The organism is Nocardia sp. NPDC023852, assembly GCF_040639505.1.
Lineage (GTDB): Bacteria > Actinomycetota > Actinomycetes > Mycobacteriales > Mycobacteriaceae > Nocardia.
Window position 1 is genome coordinate 58336 of sequence record NZ_JBFAAB010000019.1, and the last position, 22142, is coordinate 80477.

23 protein-coding genes are annotated in these 22142 nt (G+C 64.5%); 3 read left to right on the top strand and 20 right to left on the bottom strand.

The window, feature by feature from the left end; all coding sequences use genetic code 11:
- Positions 1-124: 124 nt before the first annotated feature.
- Genes AB0H00_RS23245 through AB0H00_RS23255 form a run of 3 tightly spaced genes read right to left on the bottom strand, consistent with a single transcriptional unit; the run spans position 125 to position 2647 of the window.
- Positions 125-1066 (bottom strand): methionyl-tRNA formyltransferase, encoded by a 942-nt coding sequence (locus AB0H00_RS23245; protein ID WP_357269645.1) that lies wholly within the window; start codon positions 1064-1066, stop codon positions 125-127.
- A gap of 39 nt (positions 1067-1105) precedes the next feature.
- Positions 1106-2392 carry a SidA/IucD/PvdA family monooxygenase gene (locus AB0H00_RS23250; RefSeq protein WP_357269648.1) on the bottom strand — a complete coding sequence of 429 codons (1287 nt, stop codon included), beginning with the start codon at positions 2390-2392 and terminating at the stop codon, positions 1106-1108.
- Positions 2393-2410: 18 nt separating this feature from the next.
- Entirely contained in the window at positions 2411-2647 is a 237-nt protein-coding gene (locus AB0H00_RS23255; RefSeq protein WP_357269651.1) for a hypothetical protein, read from the bottom strand.
- Positions 2648-2782: 135 nt separating this feature from the next.
- On the opposite strand from AB0H00_RS23255, the gene AB0H00_RS23260 reads away from it, so the two are divergent.
- From AB0H00_RS23260 to AB0H00_RS23270, 3 genes are all read left to right on the top strand, one after another.
- Complete coding sequence (locus AB0H00_RS23260) at positions 2783-3712, top strand: RluA family pseudouridine synthase (RefSeq protein WP_357269654.1); 930 nt, start codon at positions 2783-2785, stop codon at positions 3710-3712.
- Between the two features lie 231 nt (positions 3713-3943).
- Positions 3944-4687 (top strand): CPBP family intramembrane glutamic endopeptidase, encoded by a 744-nt coding sequence (locus AB0H00_RS23265; RefSeq protein ID WP_357269657.1) that lies wholly within the window; start codon positions 3944-3946, stop codon positions 4685-4687.
- 363 nt (positions 4688-5050) lie between these two features.
- Positions 5051-7627, top strand: a complete 2577-nt coding sequence (locus AB0H00_RS23270; RefSeq protein ID WP_357269660.1) for a hypothetical protein — start codon at positions 5051-5053, stop codon at positions 7625-7627.
- Positions 7628-7751: 124 nt separating this feature from the next.
- Here the strand turns inward: AB0H00_RS23270 and AB0H00_RS23275 are convergent, their stop codons facing one another.
- The 17 genes from AB0H00_RS23275 to rplC all read right to left on the bottom strand — a co-directional run bounded on the left by AB0H00_RS23275 (position 7752) and on the right by rplC (position 22129).
- Positions 7752-9941 carry an MMPL family transporter gene (locus AB0H00_RS23275; protein ID WP_357269663.1) on the bottom strand — a complete coding sequence of 730 codons (2190 nt, stop codon included), beginning with the start codon at positions 9939-9941 and terminating at the stop codon, positions 7752-7754.
- Between the two features lie 33 nt (positions 9942-9974).
- Positions 9975-10406 carry an EXLDI protein gene (locus AB0H00_RS23280; protein WP_357269666.1) on the bottom strand — a complete coding sequence of 144 codons (432 nt, stop codon included), beginning with the start codon at positions 10404-10406 and terminating at the stop codon, positions 9975-9977.
- Between the two features lie 290 nt (positions 10407-10696).
- Positions 10697-11560: a hypothetical protein gene (locus AB0H00_RS23285; RefSeq protein ID WP_357269669.1), complete on the bottom strand. Its 864-nt coding sequence runs from the start codon at positions 11558-11560 to the stop codon at positions 10697-10699.
- 193 nt (positions 11561-11753) lie between these two features.
- A complete protein-coding gene (locus AB0H00_RS23290; protein ID WP_357269672.1) occupies positions 11754-14339 on the bottom strand; it encodes a cytochrome P450 in 2586 nt (861 codons plus the stop codon).
- A complete protein-coding gene (locus AB0H00_RS23295) occupies positions 14336-14746 on the bottom strand; it encodes a nuclear transport factor 2 family protein (RefSeq protein ID WP_357269675.1) in 411 nt (136 codons plus the stop codon). The genes AB0H00_RS23290 and AB0H00_RS23295 overlap by 4 nt, the downstream gene beginning before the upstream one ends.
- A 7-nt stretch (positions 14747-14753) precedes the next feature.
- Complete coding sequence (locus AB0H00_RS23300; protein ID WP_357269678.1) at positions 14754-16085, bottom strand: SUMF1/EgtB/PvdO family nonheme iron enzyme; 1332 nt, start codon at positions 16083-16085, stop codon at positions 14754-14756.
- A gap of 672 nt (positions 16086-16757) precedes the next feature.
- The gene (locus AB0H00_RS23305; protein WP_357269730.1) at positions 16758-17090 is read right to left on the bottom strand and encodes a VapC toxin family PIN domain ribonuclease; all 333 of its coding nucleotides are present in this window, start codon (positions 17088-17090) and stop codon (positions 16758-16760) included.
- Between the two features lie 77 nt (positions 17091-17167).
- Positions 17168-17440, bottom strand: a complete 273-nt coding sequence (gene rpsQ / locus AB0H00_RS23310; RefSeq protein ID WP_357176834.1) for a 30S ribosomal protein S17 — start codon at positions 17438-17440, stop codon at positions 17168-17170.
- Complete coding sequence (rpmC, locus tag AB0H00_RS23315; protein ID WP_327112481.1) at positions 17437-17676, bottom strand: 50S ribosomal protein L29; 240 nt, start codon at positions 17674-17676, stop codon at positions 17437-17439. The genes rpsQ and rpmC overlap by 4 nt, the downstream gene beginning before the upstream one ends.
- Entirely contained in the window at positions 17676-18092 is a 417-nt protein-coding gene (rplP, locus tag AB0H00_RS23320; RefSeq protein WP_327112480.1) for a 50S ribosomal protein L16, read from the bottom strand. The genes rpmC and rplP overlap by 1 nt, the downstream gene beginning before the upstream one ends.
- 3 nt (positions 18093-18095) lie before the next feature.
- Positions 18096-18890, bottom strand: a complete 795-nt coding sequence (gene rpsC / locus AB0H00_RS23325; RefSeq protein ID WP_327112479.1) for a 30S ribosomal protein S3 — start codon at positions 18888-18890, stop codon at positions 18096-18098.
- Positions 18890-19294, bottom strand: a complete 405-nt coding sequence (rplV, locus tag AB0H00_RS23330) for a 50S ribosomal protein L22 (RefSeq protein ID WP_357269681.1) — start codon at positions 19292-19294, stop codon at positions 18890-18892. The genes rpsC and rplV overlap by 1 nt, the downstream gene beginning before the upstream one ends.
- Positions 19291-19572 carry a 30S ribosomal protein S19 gene (gene rpsS / locus AB0H00_RS23335; protein WP_357269684.1) on the bottom strand — a complete coding sequence of 94 codons (282 nt, stop codon included), beginning with the start codon at positions 19570-19572 and terminating at the stop codon, positions 19291-19293. The genes rplV and rpsS overlap by 4 nt, the downstream gene beginning before the upstream one ends.
- Positions 19573-19587: 15 nt before the next feature.
- Positions 19588-20424 (bottom strand): 50S ribosomal protein L2, encoded by an 837-nt coding sequence (gene rplB, locus AB0H00_RS23340; protein WP_357269687.1) that lies wholly within the window; start codon positions 20422-20424, stop codon positions 19588-19590.
- A 33-nt stretch (positions 20425-20457) separates the two neighbouring features.
- Positions 20458-20763: a 50S ribosomal protein L23 gene (rplW, locus tag AB0H00_RS23345; protein ID WP_014981657.1), complete on the bottom strand. Its 306-nt coding sequence runs from the start codon at positions 20761-20763 to the stop codon at positions 20458-20460.
- Positions 20760-21467 carry a 50S ribosomal protein L4 gene (gene rplD, locus AB0H00_RS23350; protein WP_357269690.1) on the bottom strand — a complete coding sequence of 236 codons (708 nt, stop codon included), beginning with the start codon at positions 21465-21467 and terminating at the stop codon, positions 20760-20762. Before rplD ends, rplW begins: the two co-directional genes overlap by 4 nt.
- On the bottom strand, positions 21464-22129 hold the full coding sequence (gene rplC, locus AB0H00_RS23355; RefSeq protein ID WP_357269693.1) for a 50S ribosomal protein L3: 666 nt from the start codon (positions 22127-22129) through the stop codon (positions 21464-21466). Before rplC ends, rplD begins: the two co-directional genes overlap by 4 nt.
- Between the last annotated feature and the right edge of the window lie 13 nt (positions 22130-22142).

Here is a 22142-nt window from a genome sequence, read left to right on the forward strand (position 1 = left end):
TCGACCGGACCCGCGTGCCGGCAGGCGATACAAGTCGTTGGCTATGGTCGACATGAATTCCTTCGGCTCTTCGGCTTCGACGTTGTTGTCAGCGGGCGAACACCTGGAACTTCGCATCCGCGGATCAGTCCGGCGCGTCGGTGAGATATCCGCCGCGCGAGAAGAATTCGGCTCCCGTATGCTCGCAATCGTCCATCGTGCGCACCAGGTTGATCACCAGACCACGATTGCGACCGCGAATCGCATCGCGTCCGCATACCACGACCCCACCTCCCTCCTGCACCACAACGCGACCCACAGTGCCGCCATAGCAGGCCGCAGACACCGCGGCATCCAGAATCTCGACCCTCTCGCCCCGGTAGTAGCTGAACGCACGCGGATACGGCTCGGACAATGCACGCACGAAGCGTTCCAGGTCGACCGCGGACCAGAACCAGTCGATCCGGCTGTCTCGCTCGGACCGCTTGTGGAAGTAGGTCCGCTCGGCCTTCCGCTGCGGCCGCCACACCGCGGTACCGGACTCGAGCGCGCTCAGCGCCTCTCGCAGGGCGCCTGGAATCAGCTCCATCCCAGCTTCGACGAGCTCGGTTCCAGTGGCGGTCGGTCCGATCGGCAGCGAACGCTGTACGAGGATGTCGCCGGTGTCCAGCTGTTCATCCATCCGATGCACGGTCAGCCCGAACTCTGATTCGCCGCTGATCAGCGCCCACAACACGGGAGAGAAGCCGGTGAACTTCGGTAGCAGCGAGTCGTGCAGATTCAGCGTGCCGTGCGGCGGCAGGTTGTACAACTCCGGTGGCATCCAGGTGTACCAGCTGTTCACCACAATGACGTCCGGCTCAGCCCGCTTGACCAGGTCGATGGTCGCCGCGTCTGCCCGATCGGTCAGATGCACCCGAATGCCGTGCGCACGGGCCAGCTCCTCAACCGAATCCGACCAGATGGCCTTGTAGGGCTGCACGCTCGCCGGATGAGTGACCGCAAGCGACACCTCGTGCTCCGAATCGATCAGAGCCTGTAGCGTTTTGCGGCCCCAGGCCTGGAAGCCGAACAACACGATACGCATGAACCGAACCTCGTCTAGGCGGAAGAAGGATAGCCTATCCTACTTCTTGAGCGTGGCCGCGGACGCCCGCGCACCCGATCCGGTTCGAACGGGCGCCGCGACCAGCACGCGATCCGAAAGTTCCCCAAGGCAGCTGAGGTTCGGGAATCCCGGCCCTTGCGCCAGACCGGCGAGATTCGGCAGATACAGCTTCGTCTCGAGACCGATCACCGCGAGATCGTGTCCGATCGACGCCTCGAGACGCGCATGGGTGATCGGCCCGCCGATCGCCAACTCGACAAGATCCGCAGCATCCGCGTCGAACATCTCCAGGAACCACAGGGGCTGGCCGCCAGTCGCGTCGACCACAAGATCGAATGTGTGCAGCTGATCCGGGCGGCGCTCGTTGCGCAACGTCAGCGCGACACCCTCGCCCCGCCCTGCCACCCGAACGACGCGCCCCTGTAAATGGTGAACTCGACTGTCGCCCAGCAGGTTTTCTTGCACCCGAACGGAAAACACGCCGCGGTCGGTGCGCCGGACCACATCTCGGCGTTCCTCGATGCTCAGCGCCCGCCATCTGGCCGGATCACTGTAAAGCGAGTTCTCGAAGAAGCTCTCGCCACGGGTGTAGATCGTGGCTGCGGGAGAGATCGCCACAATACTCAGCACGTCGTGCCTGACCAGTTCGTCCACGACCGAGCCCGCGGTCTCGCCGCCACCGATCACCGCCGCCCGGGACGAGACCGGCAACTGACGTCGGCCGGCGCGGTCCCAGAAATCCGCGATGCTCAGGACTGCCGGATGGTCGGCCAGTGCGCGTCGGCTGTTGCCAGGTCCGGTAATCATCAGCCGGTCCGTGTCGATCTCAGTGACAACCCCGTCCGCATCGATCACCGAGACCAGCCAGCCGTCGGCCGCCGCGGAAATCTTGCGGACCGTGCCGAGCACGAGTTCGATATCGGCCCTCCGGGCGACCCACTGCAGGTACTTGGCCCAGAGATAGTGCTGCGGGCTCGGGCGCCCTCGGTCGACCCATTCAGCGTAGGCGCCGCGCTCGACCAGGAACGACGTCCAGCTGAACGCCAGCATCGCCTCGTTGATCGCGCGGTTTCGCCCACGCGTCCAGGTCGAGTGGTATGGGAACCCGACATCCTTCTCGGGACTCGTGCCGAGCCGATGCTGACCGTCGGTCCAGCCACCGCTGGGCAACCAGTTGCCGCCCACTGCATGCGATTCCACCACGATCACCTGCGGCGCGGGCAACCCCAGTTCGCGTAGCACGTGCGCCTTCGCCGCGACGGCCATGGCCTTCGGTCCCGCTCCGACCACCAGAAGTCTGTCCACCGGTTCTCCCATCTGCGATTACAGCCACCACGCGATGACCGAATCGGCACTCAGCTGAAGACGGCAGATGGTGTCCCGCGGAGCCGGCAACGTCGACTTGTCGGAGCCGCTCGGGCCGACCAGCGCAGTGATGGTGCTGCGGCGCCGAGACCTTTTGCGCGCCAGCGCCTCCTGCGGCTTGCGCGCCCCACCTTCTGCCCGCGGCGGTCGGTTCCCGGTCTCCGTCGCCGAGGGCGTCGCGACCACCACTGCCATATGTCCTCGCTCTCGACCTTCGTGGTTCCCCGTTGGGATCGGACCATCTTCACACAGAATCAGGCGACAAGGTAGGTTAGGCTAAGTTATTCACGTTGATTGATCATTTCAGCAGACCGACTAGGGTCGATCTCGATGAGAAGGCGAGAGCAACCGCCGTTGCCGAAGCGGCACGGCTTGGATCCGGCCCGGCTGCGACTGCCGGAGCAGGGCGACTGGGCGACCATTCGCGACCATCTGGTCGCGCGGCTCCCTCGGGTGCCCGCCGCGCGAATCGATGAACTGCTGCGCGCGGGTGGCATTGTCGACCTGGAGGGGCCGATCGCACCCGACGCACCCTATGTGCCGGGCGGCGCGGTCTGGTTCCATCGCGATCTGCCCGACGAGACGGTGGTGCCGTTCGAGATCACCATCGTGCACCGCGACAACGATCTGCTGGTGGTGGACAAGCCGCACTTTCTGTCCACCATCCCGCGCGGCAAGCACATTCTGCAGACCGCGTTGGTACGGCTGCGCCGGGAGCTCGACCTCCCAGACCTGGTCCCGGCGCATCGGCTGGATCGCGTCACGGCGGGCCTGGTGCTGTTCGTGATCAATCCGGCCCGGCGCGGTGCCTACCAGACGATGTTCCACAAGCGCACGGTCCGCAAGGAGTACGTGGCGATCGCACCCGTCGATCCAGAACTGACCCTGCCGCGCGTCGTGCGCAGCCGGATCATCAAGGAGAAGCAGGTGCTGGCGGCCCAAGAGGTGCCGGGCGAACCGAACGCGGAGACCGAGATCGCACTGCTCGAGCAGCGCGACGGGCTCGGCCGCTACCGGCTGCGCCCGCACACCGGCCGCACCCACCAGCTGCGCCTGCACATGAACAGCCTCGACATCCCGATCCTCGGCGACGACTTCTATCCTGTGCTCACCGACAAGCCCGTCGACGACTTCACCCGGCCGTTACAACTGCTCGCCGCGTCACTCGAGTTCACCGACCCGATCAGCCGAGAGCCACGCCGCTTCGACACCACCCGCACGCTGCAAGCCTGGACCGATCCGGAGGGGTGGGCCGGCTGACGGCACAGGCGTCAGCTAGCCCTTACGCCCGGCGCGGTGGATCGGTCACGGCCGGCGCGGCTCTTTCCGCGGCCGCCCGAAAACCAGAGCTCCCGGTCACGCAATATCCGGGATACCGTCGGCTGGACGGCGTAGACCTCGGCAAAGACGACCACCCGGAGAACTATGACGTGTCAGGTAGTGCAACCATGGCATACGGTGTCTATGCCATCGATCCGTACACTGGTCGGGATGTCTCAGCAGGATCACGGAGCAGCGACCCGTCTCCGCCACAAAACGCACGCATACATCGATGTGGCCGTCGTGGTGATCGTTCTAGCCGGAACCAATCTGATCGCGCACTTCACCACGGCATGGGCCAGCATCGTCACGGTGCCGGTGGCTGCCGTCGTGCTGCTCGCGCTGATGCGCACGCGCGGACTGGGCTGGTCTGAACTGGGACTCTCGCCTCAGCACTGGCGCCGCGGCTCGCTCTACGCGCTCGGCGCGGTAGCGCTGGTTCTGGCAGTGGTCGCGATCGGGGCAGCGCTGCCGGTCACCCGTCCCTTTTTCTTGGCGGATCGATATGCGACCATCTCCGGCGCGTTGATCGCCTCGATGATCGTCATCCCGCTGCAGACGGTGGTCCCTGAGGAGCTGGCCTTCCGCGGCGTGCTGCACGGCACACTCGACCGCGCGTACGGCGCGCGCGGCGTCTTCGCGGCCGGCTCGCTGCTGTTCGGGCTGTGGCACATCGCGTCCTCGTTCGGCCTCACCGCGAGCAACCGCGGCCTCACCGGATTCATCGGCGGCGGGGTGGCGGGGCAGATCGTCGGAATCCTGCTCGCGGTGCTCGCGACGGCGGCGGCGGGCGTGGTGTTCACCTGGCTGCGCCGCCGCAGCGGCAGCCTGCTCGCCCCGATCGCCTTACATTGGTCGGTGAACGGCGCGGGTGCACTGGCGGCCGCGATCGTGTGGCATACCACGCTGAGCTGATCGACGGATATCGCGGCGAGCCGCCCGAACGCGCACGCACAGGAAAACATTACCCGCACGGAATTCCGGCGATATCCATGAGTCATTTCGATCGGGACAACACGAAGTCACACGGGACAGTGTCCGATTCCGTGCGAGAAATTCGAACCGATTTTCGACACGACGTGTCGGCGGCAAAACGGCCGCTCATCCGGATTTTCGTCTAGAAGGGGCATTTCGGCTTCCGGGCGTGTCGCCCCGGCCGACGAACGAATGACATTGACCGCGCGCAACGGTCGGTTTAGTCTCACTGCGATCACACATATGTTCGAGCACTCATGCCTCCACCGATCGGCATGACACCTGCTCCTGGGAAGGCTCGCGATGCCCGACGAACTGTCGAACGGTAGTTCCGAGATCGCCGCACTGGCACAGCAAGTCGAGACCGCGCGCGGCAAACTGCCCCTGCAGCACGACCCGGCGCTGTTGCAAGTGTTGTCCGAACGCGAGATCGCCGCGGAACGCGAACTCGCGGAGTGGATCCGCGCGCAACGGCGCAAACAGCGGCGCAGAGAGATCGAAGCGGAACTGGCCGCCGAGAAACGCGACCGCAAGTCGGCGGCAGCTCTGCGCCGCTCCGACGACGCCGACGCCCGCTGGCATCGGCGCGCGCTGGCGGCGCGGCGGCGGGTATCCAGCGAGGACGCGCGACTGGCACAGCTCTACCGGCGGGCGGAGTGGTCGTCGCGAGCGCTGATCGCCGTCGTCGTACTCGGCATGGTGTGGGCGGGGGTCAACGTGCAGCACAACCTGGTACCCAGCGGCGACATGTCCGATCCGCTGTACTGGTTGAGCTATGGAATCGAGGCGATGATCTCGATTCCGATCATCACCATCATGGTTGCGGCGACGACCGCCGCACGGTGGGGACGCGAATTGGCCCGCGGCACGGTGATCTTCTTCGAGACCGCACTGCTCGGCACCACCATCGCACTCAACGCGGGACCGCATCTCGCCGCGGGCGATCTCGGCCGCGCCGCCGAGTACGCGATCGCCCCGGTGATGGTCGGCGTCGTAATCTGGCTGCACGCCTGGGTTTCCGCGCGGTACGCGGTGCTGATCGATGGTGCGCCGGTGGTCGAGCGCGACCAGCAGATGATCCGGATCGCCGCGGAACGCGATTCGCACGCCTCGGGGATATCCGCCGGCGGCCACTATCGGCTGCTCGACGGAGGAGGCGATCCCGCGGATAGCGGTCGATTTCCCTGGGACAGATCTGATCACACCGTGACCGGAGGGCTTGCGGCAGAGGACGGTGCGGTCGCCGTATCGCAAGTCGATCGACCCGGCGAAGCGGAAGCCGGTGTCCGCCCCACCGGGAACGAGCACACCATCGCGTCTCCCGACATGACTCCTGCCGCCCCGACCGCTTTCTCCTCACCCGACGCTTCCGCCGATGAGTACTCCGACACGCCGGCAGCGGACAATCCCCCCGCCGTGTCGGCAGCCGACTATTCGAACCCGTCAGCAACCAACGGCCACGCCGTAGATTCGACGACCGAAGGCCAGGCCGTCGGCATTCGGATCAACGGCCCGCTGACCAACGGCCACGCCGTCAACCTGCCGACCAACGGGTACGCGGTCACGCCCTTGGCCAACGATCAAGCCACGGTCGATGGCTCCCCACGCACGTCGACCGACGACGCGGGCAGAGGAGTCCACGAGACATCCACCGCTCGAGAGCAAGCTGGCGGGTCATCGACCAACGGCCGTATGGTCGCATCCTACAAAGACCATCCGATCACACCATCCGCCAATGGACATTCCGTCGAAGCCTCGGCCGATCGCTATGCTCATGACCGTCCGGCCAACGCGCACTTCGCTGCTCCTTCGGCGATGAATGTCCACGCGGAAACGCCTACTCCTCATAAGCACACCGTCGCGAATGGCATTCCGCATGACCTTCCCCTCAACACTGGCATGGCTTCCTCTAGCGCCAACGGCCACACGGTTCCGCCCGCTCAGAACGGAAACACCGCTTTCTCGGTCGCCGGCCATGTCTTCGATCTCCTGTCGGTGGAGCCGACCACACGATCGGCTGATGACCTTCCAGCACAGACTTTCTCGGCTGACACGAGCCGTGCCCTATCCGGACGGGTAAGCACGCAATCGTCCGCTGGTCGGGACGACGAGTCCGTCGGCATTGTGCACAATGCCGGAAAGGGCGTCGCGAGCGAAGACCGGCCGAACGCTTCGCCCACCTCGCGGCAGATCTCCATCGATGAGGTGCAGGAGGAGCTCGGTATCGGCGAGCGGACCGCTCCTGCGACATCGGGCCGCGAGAATACTGCATCCAATCGTTTTGCAGCGCATTCTATTTCGAGTGTAGAACGCCATGGCCGCCTCGCCGAGCGAGCTCATATCGGCTCCGACACCATGGCGCACGAGGGTGCCGACACTACGGAGTCCATCCACAAAACCGCGGTGGGCACCGTCGCCCAGCCGAACGCGAATGTCACTGCGCCGAGCCCAGCGGCCCCCGGGAAATCGCTTCCGGTCGAGCAGAGCGACCGATCCGGCGCCGCGGAGGTCGAGCAGCTCGTCTTGGAGGAAGCCGCCGCACCTCCTCCTCCGCGTCTGCGATCCGAACCGACGCCTACGCCTACGCCTACGCCTACGCCTACGCCGATCATCGAACCGGAGGACGACGAGGAAACCGAGATTCCCGCGGAGGTCGACGAGGCCGACACCGACGACGAAATCTCGGCCATAGCACGGGCAATCACCGGCCGACGCCTGTCGAATCTGCCGGTCGAAGAGGTCAGGGAGATCCTTACACTCGCCGATCAAGGGGGTACGACCGCGGGCATCGCCAACGAACTCGGCGTCTCCCGTGCTGCGGTCACCCGTGTGCTGGACTCGGCGATCAAGGTTCACCGCCCCTACGCGATCACCGGCTGACGGCGGAATCAGTCAGCTGCTCCCACCAGCCAGGCACCGGAAGGAAGGCGTCAGCTTGTGGCCGGACAACGAAGCAGACACTGCCGCCAGGAAGCACCCAGCGACAGCGTCTACCTCCCCGCGATCAGCGGAACTCGCCTCCACCGGGTGCGACCGACCGGGCCTCGGTTCCACCCGATCCAGCGCGGAGCGAATCGCCGTTCCCCGGCTTCACTTCCTGCGCAGTGCGGTCCCCGTGCCCCGGCCACCAGGCTCGGTGGCCGAGCAGCGCGGTGACCGCCGGGGTGAAGAACATCGCCATCACGAACGCCGCGACCCCGATGCCGACCGAGATGGCGAAACCCATCTGGGACAGAACATTGTTGCCCGCCAGCATCATCGACGCGAACGTGCCCGCGAGGATGACGCCCGCCGCGGCGACCGTCGGCCCGGTGTGCCGCAGGCCCAGCGCCGCGGCCTCCCGTGGGTCACGCCCCTCGCGGGCCTCCTCACGCAACCGCGCGACCATCAGGATGTTGTAGTCGGTTCCGAGTGCGACCACGAACAGGTACATGATCACCGGCAGCGTGAAGATCAGGCCGGCATCACCCTGAATGTGCTGGAACACCAGGACCGCGGCCCCGAGCGTCGCCGCGAAGCCGAGGAAGACCGATGCCATCAGATACCAAGGCGCTATCAGGCTGCGCAGCAACAGGGCGAGCACGATCATGATGAGAATCGCCGCTACCGGGAACACGACCGCGTAGTCGTGATTCATCGCATCCTGGAAGTCGACGAACACCGCCGTCATCCCGCCCACCGCGACCGTCGTACCTGCGGGTGCCGCCGCGTGAGCGGCGTCGCGCAGCGGGCCGCGCACTGTGGCCAGCGCGGCGTCCGACTCCGGCGCGGAGTCGAGCGTCACCTGGAACTCGGCGGTCGCCTTGTCGTCCGACAGCTTCGGTTCCCCCACTCGGCCGACGCCGGACACCTGGTCCAGCGCGGTGTGGAAGTGCGCGAGCTGGTCAACCGTCAGCACACCGCCGTCCGCTCGCAGCAGCACCTCCGAGGGCTGGGTGGCGCCCGCCGGCATTCCCCTGAGCAATTCCTTGTTGTAGACCACCGACTCCGATACGTCGGAGGTCGAACCGGAAGTCAGGTCGAATGTCGGGTTGAAGCCGAAGGCCAGAACACCCAGCGCGACGAGCAGTCCACCGGAGACGACGGCGAACGCGCCCGGCCGCCGACCAAGCGCCGCGCCGAGCGCCGCGAACCGCGCGCCCGTCGGCTCCTGTTTCCACGCCTTCGACGGCCAGAACACCTTGGTGCCCAACAGCGAGACCACCGCCGGGACCAGCGTCAGTCCGGCCATCAACGCGACCGCGACCGCGATCGCCAGCGCGGGGCCGAGGGCACGGAACATGCCCAACGTCGACAGCGTCAGTGCGGTGAACGCGATGATCACCGCGCCCGCCGCGGAGGTGATCGCCTCCCCGACCCTGGCGACCGCGCCGACCATCGCGGTCTTCGGGTCCTCGCCCGCGCGCAGCCGTTCCCGGTACCGGAACATCAGGAACAGGATGTAGTCGGTGCCCACGCCGAACAGCACGACGAGCAGGATCGAATTCACCGAGCTGTCCAGTTGCAGGTCGAAAGCCCTCGCCACCATGGCGATCAGCCCGCCGACGAGGCTGGACACCGCGCCGATGGTCACGATCGGCAGCAGCGCGATCACCGGGCTGCGGAAGATGACCAGCAGGAGTACCAGGATCAGCACGATCGTGGCGACGCCGATGATGGCCATGCCCTTCGCGCTCGACTCCTGCTGGTCGAGCATCTGTGCCGCCTGACCGGTGATGCCCGCCTTCAGGTCGGTGCCCTCGACCTGGCGTTTCAGTGCAGTGCGCAGCGCCTCGACCGCGTCCCCCTGGCGGGTGTCGCCCTGATTGGTCACCTTCGTGAGCTGGACCGCGATGATCTGGATCAGCTTGTTCTCCGAGGGCGGCACAGTCTGTAGTCCGATGACGTCCCCGAGGTTCGCGGCGGTGAGCTGCTCGCCGACCGCGGCGATCGCGGCGGAATCTCCCTCGGTCAGCGGCGCTCCGTCGGCACGCCCGAACACGATAATCGCCGCTGGCGCCGCACTCTGCGGGAAGGCCTTCTGCTGCAGCTCCATTGCCTGGATGGACTCGTAATGCGAAGGTAAGAATTCGGATTGGTCGGTCGTCGACGTCAGCTTCGGCGCGGAGGCCACCACGGCGACGATGACGAGCAGCCAGAGGCCGATCACCTTCCACGGGTGGTGGACGACCAGGCGTCCCAGTCGAGCAAACATGTAGCAGAGGTCCTTTCGGTATCCGAGTCGTACTCAGATGTCGAGATTCTCGGTGCGCGGGTGCTCCGCTACGTCGACCAGCGTGTGATAGATCTTGGCCGGAATCCGTTCGCGCAGTTCATCGATCGTGTCGACTACGTCGAGCGTGTAGTCGCCCCAGCTCTGCTCGTAGAGGACGTTGCTCCAGCTTTTCCAGTCCTTGATCAAGCCCGCCGCCGGGCAGTCCGACCAGTCGGACATTCGCCGGTGCACCACATACTTTCCTTTGCGGCTGACGTATACCCGTACTGCGTCGATGCCGACCTTCGTGAACTGCCGCGACCCCCCGATCTGCCGTCCGACGAACCGCTGCATCCGTCCGCCGCCCGGACCGACCTTCAGGACGAACTCCCGAAGCTCCTCCGTCGAACCGACAACCACACCGTCCACGACCTTGGTCACCGACACCTTCTCCGAGTCGTTCACGACCCTCCATTCATCAATAAGTACGCATTCAGGCATAGAAATACCGGCGCCGGGCCACTCGACCGATCCCGCCGTACCCCTAGCCGATCTGAAATTCTTCCGATCCAGCCGAGCGTCCAACGCCTAGCCAGAACTCACTATAAGTAGATGTATACGTATATCGCAAGGCCGAGCTTCGCCAGGCTTTCGTTCTGCTCAGTTCAGCGGTCTTGACGCACGGGCTGTTTCATCCACCGAGCCCAGCGCGGTCGAGCAGATAAGCGATCAGCGGTGGTAGTACCTCTGCTCCGTCAGCGTGCCAGCTCATCCAGGGCCGCGAGGAACCAGTCCCGACCAAGTCCCACCCCGGCGCTGCTGAGCAGCGTGGCTTCCCACGCCTGGTTCGCGGTGGTGAACACGGCCTGGAAGGGACCGTATCGTTCGTCGATCCAACCCAGCTGTATGTCGAGATCTCCGTGGCGAATCTGCTCCCGCTGACCGGGGTGCGGTTCTGGGTCGGCGGGAATGCGGAGGCCTCCCTTGCCGGGCCGTTGGACGATAAGCCGGAGCTCGACGCCCCGATCCCGGCCTCCGTCGTAGATCGCTTCGATCTCGGCGCGGTTGTCGTCGAGTTGGATGTGTGCGGCGCTGTCGAGATCGAGGCCCGCGATTGCGACCGGGATACCCTGATCTTCCCACCCGGACGTAGACCATTTTGCCTGGTGCGCGCCGCGCCGAAATGTCCAGAATCCAATCGGTACGACCAGTTGCGCGGCATCGGCGTGGCGTGCCCAATAGCTGAGCTGTGCGTGGGGAGTCGCCGCGATCGCGTTCACTACGCCGGTGTCGGCCGGATGCAGAGCCTGGTAGAGAGCGAGCAGTTCGAGTTCGGTGAAAGTGCCTTCCAACACGGACAGTTCGATGGTGGTTCTGCCCATTCGCGCGGAGGCGGCTTGATTACCCAGGTAATCGATGCCGAACCAGACGACATGGGTGTCGTCGATGGGGACGGCATGTGTATGGGATTTCCAGAGACAGGGCTGATCGAACGCAGGAAATGCCCAATCGTAATAGAACTCCTTGATGCGCAGCTTGCGATCATTCCCGGAGATTTCGAATCGATAGGAAGAGAGGTAGTTGCCGTCTCGCGGCCCTCGGTCTTCGATTGGCTCCACCGGTACTCCGGGAGGAGCCTCACGGTGCAGGGTGCCGGAATGTAGTTCGCATTCGGCGGGAAGGCGATCAGGTGTCCATACGATGAAGTTGCACCAAGCCTGCGCCTCCGCAGGAGTAACCGTTGGGGTCAGGTGCTCGAGGTCGGACGCGTCCGTGCACGTGCGGTGCTGCCACATCGGCGCAATTCCTGTCTCATTCGAAGATCGCCGGAGTCGGCGTCATAATTCCATCGGGATCGTATCGGTGTTTGGCTCGCTGGAATGCGCCGTAGTAGTCAGCGTACTGGTGCTTCCAATCGGCAGCGGTGAACTCCGTCGCGCCGAGCGGATACAGGGTTCCGCCAACGTCTCGTGCCCACTCATACCAGCGGCGATTAGTCGCTTTTCGTGTTCGAACATATTCTGTGTCGACGGTCTTGCCGAAGCCGTCCGAAGAAACTGCGACCAAGCACAGGTGCCGCCCCAGCGCAGGGTCGGGTAGGCGCAGACCCGGCAAGAGGAAGGCGTCCCGATGCTTGCGGAAAAGCAGCACAGTCGACGACCGGCTCCACTCACGTTCGCCGATCTCGTCGAGCACCGCAATGGTGATGTCCTCGAAATCGCTTCCTGGCCCGGGATCGGGCAAAAAGTTGTCCGACCACAGTTTCAGAGAGTCCGACCAACCATGGCGCTCGTGTTCGGCATAGAGGCGGTCGATCGACGCGACGCGCTTCGGATAGGTCACCTCGGTGACGCTGGCCGGTGTGCGGCTGAGGCCACGCATCAAGTATTTGTCGTCCGGCGGATTGCCGCTGGTGTAGTAAACGTGGGCGGTGAGCTCTGCGGTAGGCCCATCCGGCTGCCATTTCCAGCGCAGCAGCTGCTCATCGATTCCGTCGCGATCAGCCAGGATTCGCTGGTCCGCGAACGCTTCACGCAGTTCGGCGTGCTGATAGCGCAACGCATAGCCACGTACCAGAGGTGCCACCGGAACCATACTCAATCGGGCACGGACGATCACCCCGACCTGCCCGAGTCCACCGAGGACGGCCTCGAATAGATCGCTGCGCTTATCGGGGGAACAGGTAAGCAACTCGCCGGCACCTGTGACCACCTCGAGTTCCTCAACGGATTCAGCGACCGAGCCGCCGACTCGGATCGTGCTGATGCCACCAACGGACAGCACCCCACCGACGGTGAGCCGCAATACGGCGGGTACACCCGTTCGCAGTCTGAACCCGTGTTCGAAGCCGACAGCGACGACATCCTGCCAGAGCGCTCCACCCTGGACATCTATGCTCGCAGTGCCAGTTCGAGCGTCTTCGCTGACCTCGAGCACTCGGTCCAATGACCGCATGTCGATGGCGAGACCGTTCACCAGGCATTGGCCGAAGCTGGTGTGCGCGGTGCCGCGGGGGGCGACCTGGATATTCTGTGTACGGCAATACTGGATCATCCGAACGACGTCGTCGAATGTGCCTGGTCGCAGAATCGACGTCGGCCGGATGCGGACCGTGTTGCCCTGGTCGTGAGCGGCGGCGTCGAGGGCGGCGTCATCGAGTACGAGGGTGCCGGTCAGCTCAGGTATCGCGGGCCAACGGGTTGATCGGACCGGCAGCGCGGCCGGCCCACGGCTGGACAGACTCGGGATCCATTGCAGGTGATCGGTCGCGAGCTGTGGTTCGAGCGCGATCAATGCCCGTAATGCCGCGGTGACCACGACTGGAGTCAGCGACGCGCCGCTACAGAAGTGCCTACCGAAGCCGAACCCAAGGTGCTGAACACCGGTGCGCTCCAGGTCGAGACGGTCGGGGGTGTGGAACACTTCCGGGTCGTGATTGGCCGCCCGCAACATCGCGAAGACGAACTGTCCTGCCCGGATAGTCGTTCCACCGATCTCGACGTCCACCCGTGCACACCGCAGCGCCGCCATCGATGGTGAGTCATAACGCAGCAGCTCTTCGACTGCCGCACCGATGAGTTCGGGACGAGCGCGAAGCAGCTGTAACTGGGCCGGGTTACGCAGCAGCGCCACCAGGCCGTTGCCGATCATGTGGCGAGCGGCTTCGTGGCCCCCGATCATGACCATCGTGACGGACTTGGCTGCTTCGTCCACATCGAGGATCTCCCCTCGATCCAGGCTCGCTCGCAGCCTGCCGACGAGACTGTCCGCCGTGGTGTCTTGGACTTCACCGATCAGCGCACGGGCATAATCGCCGCACTCCACAAGACTGGTGTGCGCGGCATCCACGATCTCTTCGGTGACGATTCCGGACCCGAACAGCCGAAAAACGTTGTCACTCCATCGCTTGACCTGGCTCACCAATTCAGGAGGGAAGCCGATCAGCCGGGCATTCACGAGTCCCGTGAGTGGTTCGGCGAGTTCGGCCACGACATCGAACTCCCCGCGTGCGCATGCTTTAGTGAGCAACTCATGCACGGTCTGGTCCACGAACGGCATCACATTGCGAACCGCTCCCGGCGTGTAGGCCGGGCCGATGGCCGTGCGAAGCCGACTGTGATCGGGCTCGTCGGTGAAGATCATCCACTTGGACAGCAGCCGGTAACAATCCGCCAGCTTCGCCCGCGCCTCGGGCGGGGTTGCTCCACGAATACGCCCATTGCGATCGACCGAGAAGCGGGGGTCGTTGAGTACCGCGCGCACATCCTGATAACGAGTGAGCACCCATGCCTCGAGGGTCGGCTCCCAGTGCACAGGATCGTCAGCACGCATGCGATGGAAAACTGGATCCGGCTCGGCGAAGAAGGCGTCGCTGAACAGGTCGTAGGTCGAACTCACAGATGAGGGCACAGCACAGTCTCCGCGTATGAGGTGTCCATGTACTCGCGTACCGCAAGGATCTGTCCATCGCAGACCTGAAATACCATGCAGTACTGGGTGTCATAGGCAGTGCCGGCAGCGCTGGTACCTTCTGCGTGCACCTCGGCGACCACATGGTCTCCGTCGGCCATCACGTGCAACGGTCGCAGCTGTAAAGTGCCGGGCTGGAACAACTTGCGGGCGCCAGGCATCAGAGACTCGACGATGGCTCGCTTGCCGACCGTCGTTCCGGAAACCGGCAGCCGACCCCAGAGCGTGAAGGTGGCCTCATCGGCCAGTAGCTCCTCCACCGCCGCGCGGTCTCCAGCATTGGAAGCCGCGAGATACCGCAGCACAACTTCGACACCACCGTCGCCGGTGCTCACCGACGGCTCATTCGGCCGGGTATACACAGCGGAATCCAATCTCGTTGTGCCTATCGGTCAGCAGATCTTTGCCTCGGTAGTACGTCGTGAGACAGACCGGCGGCGAGGTCCACGTACCACCGCGAAGGACATAGAAGGCATCCTGACGGTTCATGAACTCGACTGGTCGACGGCCTCGGAAGAACGGGTCCATGTCCTTGCGGCTGAAGAAGTTGGTTCGGGTCATTTCCCAGACGTTGCCGGCCATGTGCAGCAAGCCGTACGGACCAGCACCCTGCGGGAAGCTGTCGGCGGGAAACACCGGCATCGCCGGGAAGTCTGCTTCCGTGATGGTGACCAGCAACTGCTCCAGTTCAGCGAGATCGCTGACGCGAGTATCGAATGCCCGCTCGACGAAATTCGCGCGCTCGGGTTCCCACGCATTCCCCCATGGATATACTCTCCCGTCGCAGCCGCGCGCCGCCTTCTCCCACTGGTCCTCGCTCGGCAGCATGCCGCCGGCCCAGTTGGCGAATGCCCACGCGTCATACCAGTCGATGCCGACTACCGGCAGGTCAGGACCATTGAAACGTGCGTCGTGCCGATGAGCTGGGCGATGGTGTTCTTGTCCCTCCGGCTGATCCGGGTGGTCGAACGCCGTGCTGTCGCCGATTTCATCGAGGAATTCCTGGTAGCGCCGGTTGGTCACTACGGTGCGATCGATGAGAAATGCCGGTAGATCCACCGAACGCGGCGGGTTGTCCGAGTCGTCCATGTTGAAGGGGCCGACCGCTTGCGCAGGTGCGCCAGCGAGAAACGGCCCGGCGGGGATCTCGACGACGTCCTCATGCCTGCGTGCGGGCCGAACAGTATCGGCTTTGGCACGCAGCTCGGCAAAATGTTCGTCCTCGAGCCGACGCAATTCTTCCGGGTCACGGCTACCCAGGATCGAGATCAGTGCACGCTTGGTAAAGGCGGCACCGCATCCGACAGGTTTACGAGCGTAACCGTGTCTCATAAAATTGCTCGGCCAACCCGAAATACGGATCAGATCCCGCAGGGCCTCTTTTGTTCTCAGTTCCCCACATAGCTGAATAGCAGTGAACGACACCCAATCCGTCTGGTCATGAGTGGCTGCAATGATGGCCTCGACGGCCGAATCACGCTCTCCGAAAGATTCGGCGAGATAGCGAATCGCTGCCGCGCGAATGGGCCAATCCGGATGTTTACGCGAAAGAGAAATCAACAATGAGAGCGTTTCATCATCAACGGGGAGTTCGCGCCACTCAGCACTGGTTTTCTCTACCGCGACCCAATACTCGGCATCAGTGCAATCATCAATGCCAGAGAACTGCTTCAACTACATCAGACTCTCTGTTATATCAGCTATCAGAAGGGAGATCGAGTCGGCACATCACCACTTCGTGGCGATTTCGCCCTCGTCACGAGAATCCAGGAATTGCTCGTCCGACATGGCGACCTCCTTATTTGTATTGATCCGATGGCTCTCGGATCGCGCAAACATAACGCACGGTTCGCTACCTTGTCAAGGTTTCAATTCACGACTCCGAGGCGACGATCCCGGGGCCGGATGAGCTCCGGCCGCAGCCGCCACCAGCTCTCACAGCAATTCCGGCCCAGTATATTTCGACCGTCCGTTCACGCAGCACTCGTCACGAGATCAACAAAGACAGAGTTTGTGGAAATGTCAAATTAGCACTTCCCAAAACTGAGAAACTGGTCTTCGAGTTCGACTTGTCAGCCATGGAGCGAGACAACTTCGCCTTCGCCAGAACCTCGACCGCTGCCAGCGACAAGACCCCCGGTCGATCGGTCCGCCGATCCGGCCGTGAGCAGCAGCGGAATCGCGATCACCGCGATGAGAACCACACTGAGCAGAGGTGACCCCACAGTTGACGCTAGAACCAACCCAGCATCATCGGGCTGTAGCCCAGCGTTCTCTCCGCCAACGTCAGGTCACCGGAGCGATAGGTCGAGCGCCACGGCAATTCAGCAGAACATCGACAACGATTCACTGCGGCGGACTCCCCTCGTCCGGCAGAACGCGAAACGCGGAGTACCGATCAAGTGGCCGCAAGGCTCGGAAATCGCGTCTGTCGAGGGTGAGGATCGCATCGGTGTCAAAGTCGTGCGCCAAAGTCACACATACCGCGTCCACCAGATCCAGATCCAAGCTCCCGTAGCGCGCGCGTATACCGAGCGCGGTATGTAGCTGCGCCGAATCGATACTCGGGACCACGATGCGAGTCGATGCGATTCGGTCGGCAAGCAAAGTCAGGATGCGGTCGGCCACTTTGCGCCCGGCTCGGACGCTTGCCACGTGGTGCACCTCGGTGAGTGCCAGCGGGCTGACGGGAAAGACGAAGGCCCGTCTCCCACAAGGGGAAACGGGCCTTCGATATTGTCAGCCATGGAGCAAGCTTATTTGGCCTTCTCCAGTACCTCGACCAACCGCCAGCGCTTGGTGGCCGACAGCGGACGGGTCTCCATCAGCTGAACGCGGTCGCCGATACCGGCGATCTCGTTCTCGTCGTGCGCCTTCACCTTGGAGGTGGTGCGGATGATCTTGCCGTAGAGCGGGTGCCGGTTACGGTCTTCCAGCTCGACGACGATCGTCTTGTTCATCTTGTCCGAGACAACGTAGCCGACGCGAACCTTGCGGCTGCCGCGCTGACCTTCCACTTTGTCGCTCATGCAGCGTCTCCCTTGCCAGCGGGTCCGGTGGCCAGACCGAGCTCGCGCTCACGCATGACCGTGTAGATGCGCGCGATCTCGTGACGGACGACGCGCAGACGACGGTTGTTGTCCAGCTGACCCGTCGCCATCTGGAAGCGCAGGTTGAACAGCTCTTCCTTGGATTCGCGCAGCTTGGCTACCAAATCCTCTTCGGTGAGCTCGCGGAGCTCTGCGGCCGGTGTTCCGGTAGCCATCAGAACTGCTCCTCCCTGGTCACGATCCTGCACTTCATCGGGAGCTTGTGCATCGCGCGACGCAGGGCCTCACGAGCAGTCTCCTCGTTCGGGTAGCTCATCTCGAACATCACCCGACCGGGCTTGACGTTCGCGATCCACCACTCCGGCGAACCCTTACCCGAACCCATACGGGTCTCGGCGGGCTTCTTGGTCAGCGGACGATCCGGGTAGATGTTGATCCAGATCTTGCCGCCACGCTTGATGTGGCGCGTCATCGCGATACGCGCCGACTCGATCTGCCGGTTGGTGACGTAGGCCGGCTCCAGCGCCTGGATACCGAACTCGCCGAACGCCACCGAGGTGCCGCCCTTGGCCATGCCGGAACGACCCGGGTGATGCTGCTTGCGGTGCTTCACCTTACGAGGCATCAGCATGCGTCAGCCCTCCTGTGTCTCTGCCGGAGCGTCGACCACAGCGGTGGCGGCACGCCCGGCCTCGGTGCTGGTCGCCGTGGTACCGGCGGAACCGGACCGACGCGGGCGGCTCGGCCGCTCCCGGCGCGGACGCTCGGGCGCGGCGGCAGCGGCGGCCAGCTCACGCTTGCCACCGACGATGTCGCCCTTGTAGATCCAGACCTTCACGCCGATGCGACCGAAGGTGGTCTTGGCCTCGTAGAGGCCGTAGTCGATGTCGGCGCGCAGCGTGTGCAGCGGCACGCGACCCTCGCGGTAGAACTCCGAGCGCGACATTTCGGCGCCACCGAGGCGGCCCGAGCACTGCACACGGATGCCCTTGACGTTCGGCGAACGCATGGCCGACTGAATGGCCTTGCGCATCGCGCGACGGAAGGCGACACGGTTGGACAGCTGCTCCGCGACGGCCTGGGCGACCAGCTGCGCATCCGACTCGGGGTTCTTGACCTCGAGGATGTTCAGCTGGACCTGCTTGCCGGTGAGCTTCTCCAGCTCGGCACGGATGCGGTCGGCCTCCGCGCCGCGGCGGCCGATCACGATGCCCGGACGTGCGGTGTGGATGTCCACCCGCACGCGGTCACGGGTGCGCTCGATCTCGACCTTGGAGATGCCCGCCCGCTCCATGCCGGTGGCGAGGAGCTTGCGGATCGCGACGTCTTCCTTCACGTAGTCCGCGTACTGCTTGTCCGCGTACCAACGCGACTTCCAGTCGGTGGTGATACCGAGGCGGAAGCCATGGGGGTTGATTTTCTGTCCCATTACTTTGCCCCTCCCTTCCGGCGGTTACGAGTGGATCCACCGGCGGTGGGGATGCTCTCGACCTCGATGGTGATGTGGCTGGTGCGCTTGCGGATGCGGAACGCACGGCCCTGGGCACGCGGCTGGAACCGCTTCATGGTCGCGCCCTCGTCGACGTAGGCCGTCGAGATGACCAGTGTGGACGGGTCCAAGCCGAGGTTGTTCTCGGCGTTGGCCGCCGCGCTGGCGACAACCTTGGCGACCGGCTCGCTCGCGGCCTGGGGCGCGAACTTCAGCAGGGCGAGGGCGTCCTCGACACGCTTACCGCGGACCAAGTCCACGACACGGCGTGCCTTCATCGGAGTGACGCGAACGTGCTTGGCGGTCGCGCGCGCAGTCAGATTCTGAGTCTCAGTCGTCGTCATCGCCGCTTGCTCTTCCGGTCTTCCTTGACGTGGCTCCTGAACGTCCTGGTCGGCGCGAACTCACCGAGCTTGTGTCCGACCATGTTGTCCGAGACGAACACCGGCACGTGCTTGCGGCCGTCGTGCACCGAGAACGTGTGCCCGATGAAATCGGGGATGATGGTCGAACGACGCGACCAGGTCTTGATGACCTGCTTTGTGCCCTTCTCGTTCTGCACGTCCACCTTCGCGAGGAGGTGGTCGTCGACAAACGGGCCTTTCTTGAGGCTGCGTGGCATTTCTTACCTCCTCCTTCAGCGCTTCTTGCCGGTCTTGCGACGGCGGACGATGAGCTTGTCGCTCGGGCGGTTGGGCTTGCGGGTACGGCCTTCCGGCTGACCCCACGGCGAGACCGGGTGGCGACCACCGGAGGTCTTGCCTTCACCACCACCGTGCGGGTGGTCGACCGGGTTCATGACGACACCACGGACTGTGGGGCGACGCCCCTTCCAGCGCATGCGGCCGGCCTTGCCCCAGTTGATGTTCGACTGCTCGGCGTTGCCGACCTCGCCGACGGTGGCGCGGCAGCGCACGTCGACGCGACGGATCTCGCCGGAGGGCATACGCAGTGTGGCGTAGGGGCCTTCCTTACCGAGCAGCTGGATGCTCATGCCCGCGGAACGGGCCATCTTGGCACCGCCACCCGGACGCAGCTCCACGTTGTGGATGGTGGTACCGGTCGGGATGTTGCGCAGCGGCAGGTTGTTGCCCGGCTTGATGTCGGCCGTGGGGCCGGACTCGATGGGCGTGCCCTGCGTCACCCCCTTGGGGGCGATGATGTAGCGCTTCTCGCCGTCCACATAGTGCAGCAGCGCGATGTTCGCGGTCCGGTTCGGGTCGTACTCGATGTGCGCGACCTTGGCCGGGATGCCGTCCTTGTCCAGACGACGGAAGTCGATGACACGGTAGGCCCGCTTGTGCCCGCCACCACGGTGGCGAGTGGTGATGCGGCCGTGGGCGTTACGACCACCGCTCTTGGACAGCGGACGCAGCAGCGATTTCTCGGGCGTCGACCGGGTGATCTCCGCGAAGTCCGAGACGCTGGCGCCACGACGGCCCGGCGTAGTCGGCTTGTACTTACGAATTGCCATGAGTTCTTCTCTGCTTTCTGGGTTCCCAGGCGCTTACGCGACCGGGCCTCCGAAGATCTCGATGGGCTTGCTGTCGGCCGAGATGGTCACGAGCGCGCGCTTGGTGTCTTTGCGCTTGCCGTAACCGAAGCGGGTCCGCTTGCGCTTGCCCTGACGGTTGGCGGTGTTGACGCTGGTGACCTTCACACCGAAGACCTTCTCGACGGCGATCTTGATCTGCGTCTTGTTCGAGTCCGGGTGCACCAGGAAGGTGTAGGTGCCTTCCTCGATCAGTCCGTAGGACTTCTCCGAGATGACCGGCGCCAGCAGGATGTCGCGGGGGTCGGCGATGGTGGTCACTTGCTCTCCTCCTGTGCCGCCGCAGTGTCCTGCGGAGACTCCGCGGGGCCGTGCACGAAAGTGTTCAGAGCCTCGACGCTGAACACCACTTCGTCGCTGTTCAGCACGTCGTAGGTGTTGAGCTGATCCGGGGCGATCGGCTGCACGTTCTGCAGGTTCGCCACGCTCTTCCACGCGGCGATGTCCTCGCGGCCGACGACGACCAGGAACTTCTTGCGGTCCGACAGCTCGGCCAGGAAGCTCTTGGCGGTCTTGGTCGACGGCGTCTGTCCGGCGACCAGCTCGGCGATCACGTGGATGCGCTCGTTGCGGGCCCGGTCCGACAGGGCGCCACGGAGGGCGGCGGCCTTCATCTTCTTCGGGGTGCGTTGGCTGTAGTCGCGCGGCTGCGGGCCGTGCACGGTGCCACCGCCGGCGAACTGCGGCGCCCGAGTCGAGCCCTGGCGGGCGCGACCAGTGCCCTTCTGCCGGTACGGCTTCTTGCCGCCACCGGAGACCTCGCCGCGCGTCTTCGTGCTGTGCGTGCCCTGACGGGCCGCGGCCAACTGCGCGATGACGACCTGGTGCATCAGCGCGATATTGGCGGTCACGTCGAAGATCTCCGCGGGGAGCTCGACGGTGCCGTTGGTCTTGCCGCCGATCTCTTTGACCGGCAGCGTGAGGTCGGCGGACTTCTTCTCAGTGTTCACAGCAGAGCTGGTCATGCGTGCGCACCACCCTTCACGGCGCTCTTGACGATCACGACGCCGCCCTTGCGACCCGGGATCGCTCCCTTGATCAGCAGCAGGCCGTTCTCGGCGTCCACCTTGTGAACCGACAGGTTCTGCGTGGTGACGCGGTCGTTGCCCATCCGGCCCGACATGCGCATGCCCTTGAACACGCGGCCGGGGGTGGCGCAGCCACCGATGGAACCCGGGCGACGGTGCACGGCCTGCGCACCGTGCGAAGCACCCTGACCACGGAAGCCGTGGCGCTTCATGGTGCCCGCGAAACCCTTGCCCTTGCTGGTGCCGGTGACATCGACGTAGGCGCCTTCTTCGAACACGTCGGCGTTGATCTCCTGGCCGACCTCGAAGGTGGAGGCGTCCGCGACGCGGATCTCGGCGACGTGGCGACGCGGGGTGACACCGGCCTTGGTGAACTGACCGGAGACCGGCTTGTTCACCTTGCGCGGGTCGATGGCGCCGAAAGCCACCTGGACGGCGCTGTAGCCGTCACGCTCCAGGGTGCGAATCTGGGTAACGACGTTCGGTCCGGCCTTGATGACGGTCACGGGAACGACGCGGTTCTTGTCGTCGAAGACCTGGGTCATGCCGAGCTTGGTGCCCAGGATGCCGGCCGCCGGCCTGTTCTTGTTGTCAGTCATATCTCGAGTCCCC

What these genes read in the sequence shown, in the direction of transcription:
- AB0H00_RS23245 (WP_357269645.1), bottom strand. Translation starts at nt 1,066, where the DNA reads ATGCGTATCGTGTTGTTCGGCTTCCAGGCCTGGGGCCGCAAAACGCTA.
- AB0H00_RS23255 (WP_357269651.1), bottom strand. Translation starts at nt 2,647, where the DNA reads ATGGCAGTGGTGGTCGCGACGCCCTCGGCGACGGAGACCGGGAACCGA.
- AB0H00_RS23260 (WP_357269654.1), top strand. Translation starts at nt 2,783, where the DNA reads ATGAGAAGGCGAGAGCAACCGCCGTTGCCGAAGCGGCACGGCTTGGAT.
- AB0H00_RS23265 (WP_357269657.1), top strand. Translation starts at nt 3,944, where the DNA reads ATGTCTCAGCAGGATCACGGAGCAGCGACCCGTCTCCGCCACAAAACG.
- AB0H00_RS23270 (WP_357269660.1), top strand. Translation starts at nt 5,051, where the DNA reads ATGCCCGACGAACTGTCGAACGGTAGTTCCGAGATCGCCGCACTGGCA.
- AB0H00_RS23275 (WP_357269663.1), bottom strand. Translation starts at nt 9,941, where the DNA reads ATGTTTGCTCGACTGGGACGCCTGGTCGTCCACCACCCGTGGAAGGTG.
- rpsQ (WP_357176834.1), bottom strand. Translation starts at nt 17,440, where the DNA reads ATGAGCGACAAAGTGGAAGGTCAGCGCGGCAGCCGCAAGGTTCGCGTC.
- rpmC (WP_327112481.1), bottom strand. Translation starts at nt 17,676, where the DNA reads ATGGCTACCGGAACACCGGCCGCAGAGCTCCGCGAGCTCACCGAAGAG.
- rplP (WP_327112480.1), bottom strand. Translation starts at nt 18,092, where the DNA reads ATGCTGATGCCTCGTAAGGTGAAGCACCGCAAGCAGCATCACCCGGGT.
- rpsC (WP_327112479.1), bottom strand. Translation starts at nt 18,890, where the DNA reads ATGGGACAGAAAATCAACCCCCATGGCTTCCGCCTCGGTATCACCACC.
- rplV (WP_357269681.1), bottom strand. Translation starts at nt 19,294, where the DNA reads ATGACGACGACTGAGACTCAGAATCTGACTGCGCGCGCGACCGCCAAG.
- rpsS (WP_357269684.1), bottom strand. Translation starts at nt 19,572, where the DNA reads ATGCCACGCAGCCTCAAGAAAGGCCCGTTTGTCGACGACCACCTCCTC.
- rplB (WP_357269687.1), bottom strand. Translation starts at nt 20,424, where the DNA reads ATGGCAATTCGTAAGTACAAGCCGACTACGCCGGGCCGTCGTGGCGCC.
- rplD (WP_357269690.1), bottom strand. Translation starts at nt 21,467, where the DNA reads ATGACCAGCTCTGCTGTGAACACTGAGAAGAAGTCCGCCGACCTCACG.
- rplC (WP_357269693.1), bottom strand. Translation starts at nt 22,129, where the DNA reads ATGACTGACAACAAGAACAGGCCGGCGGCCGGCATCCTGGGCACCAAG.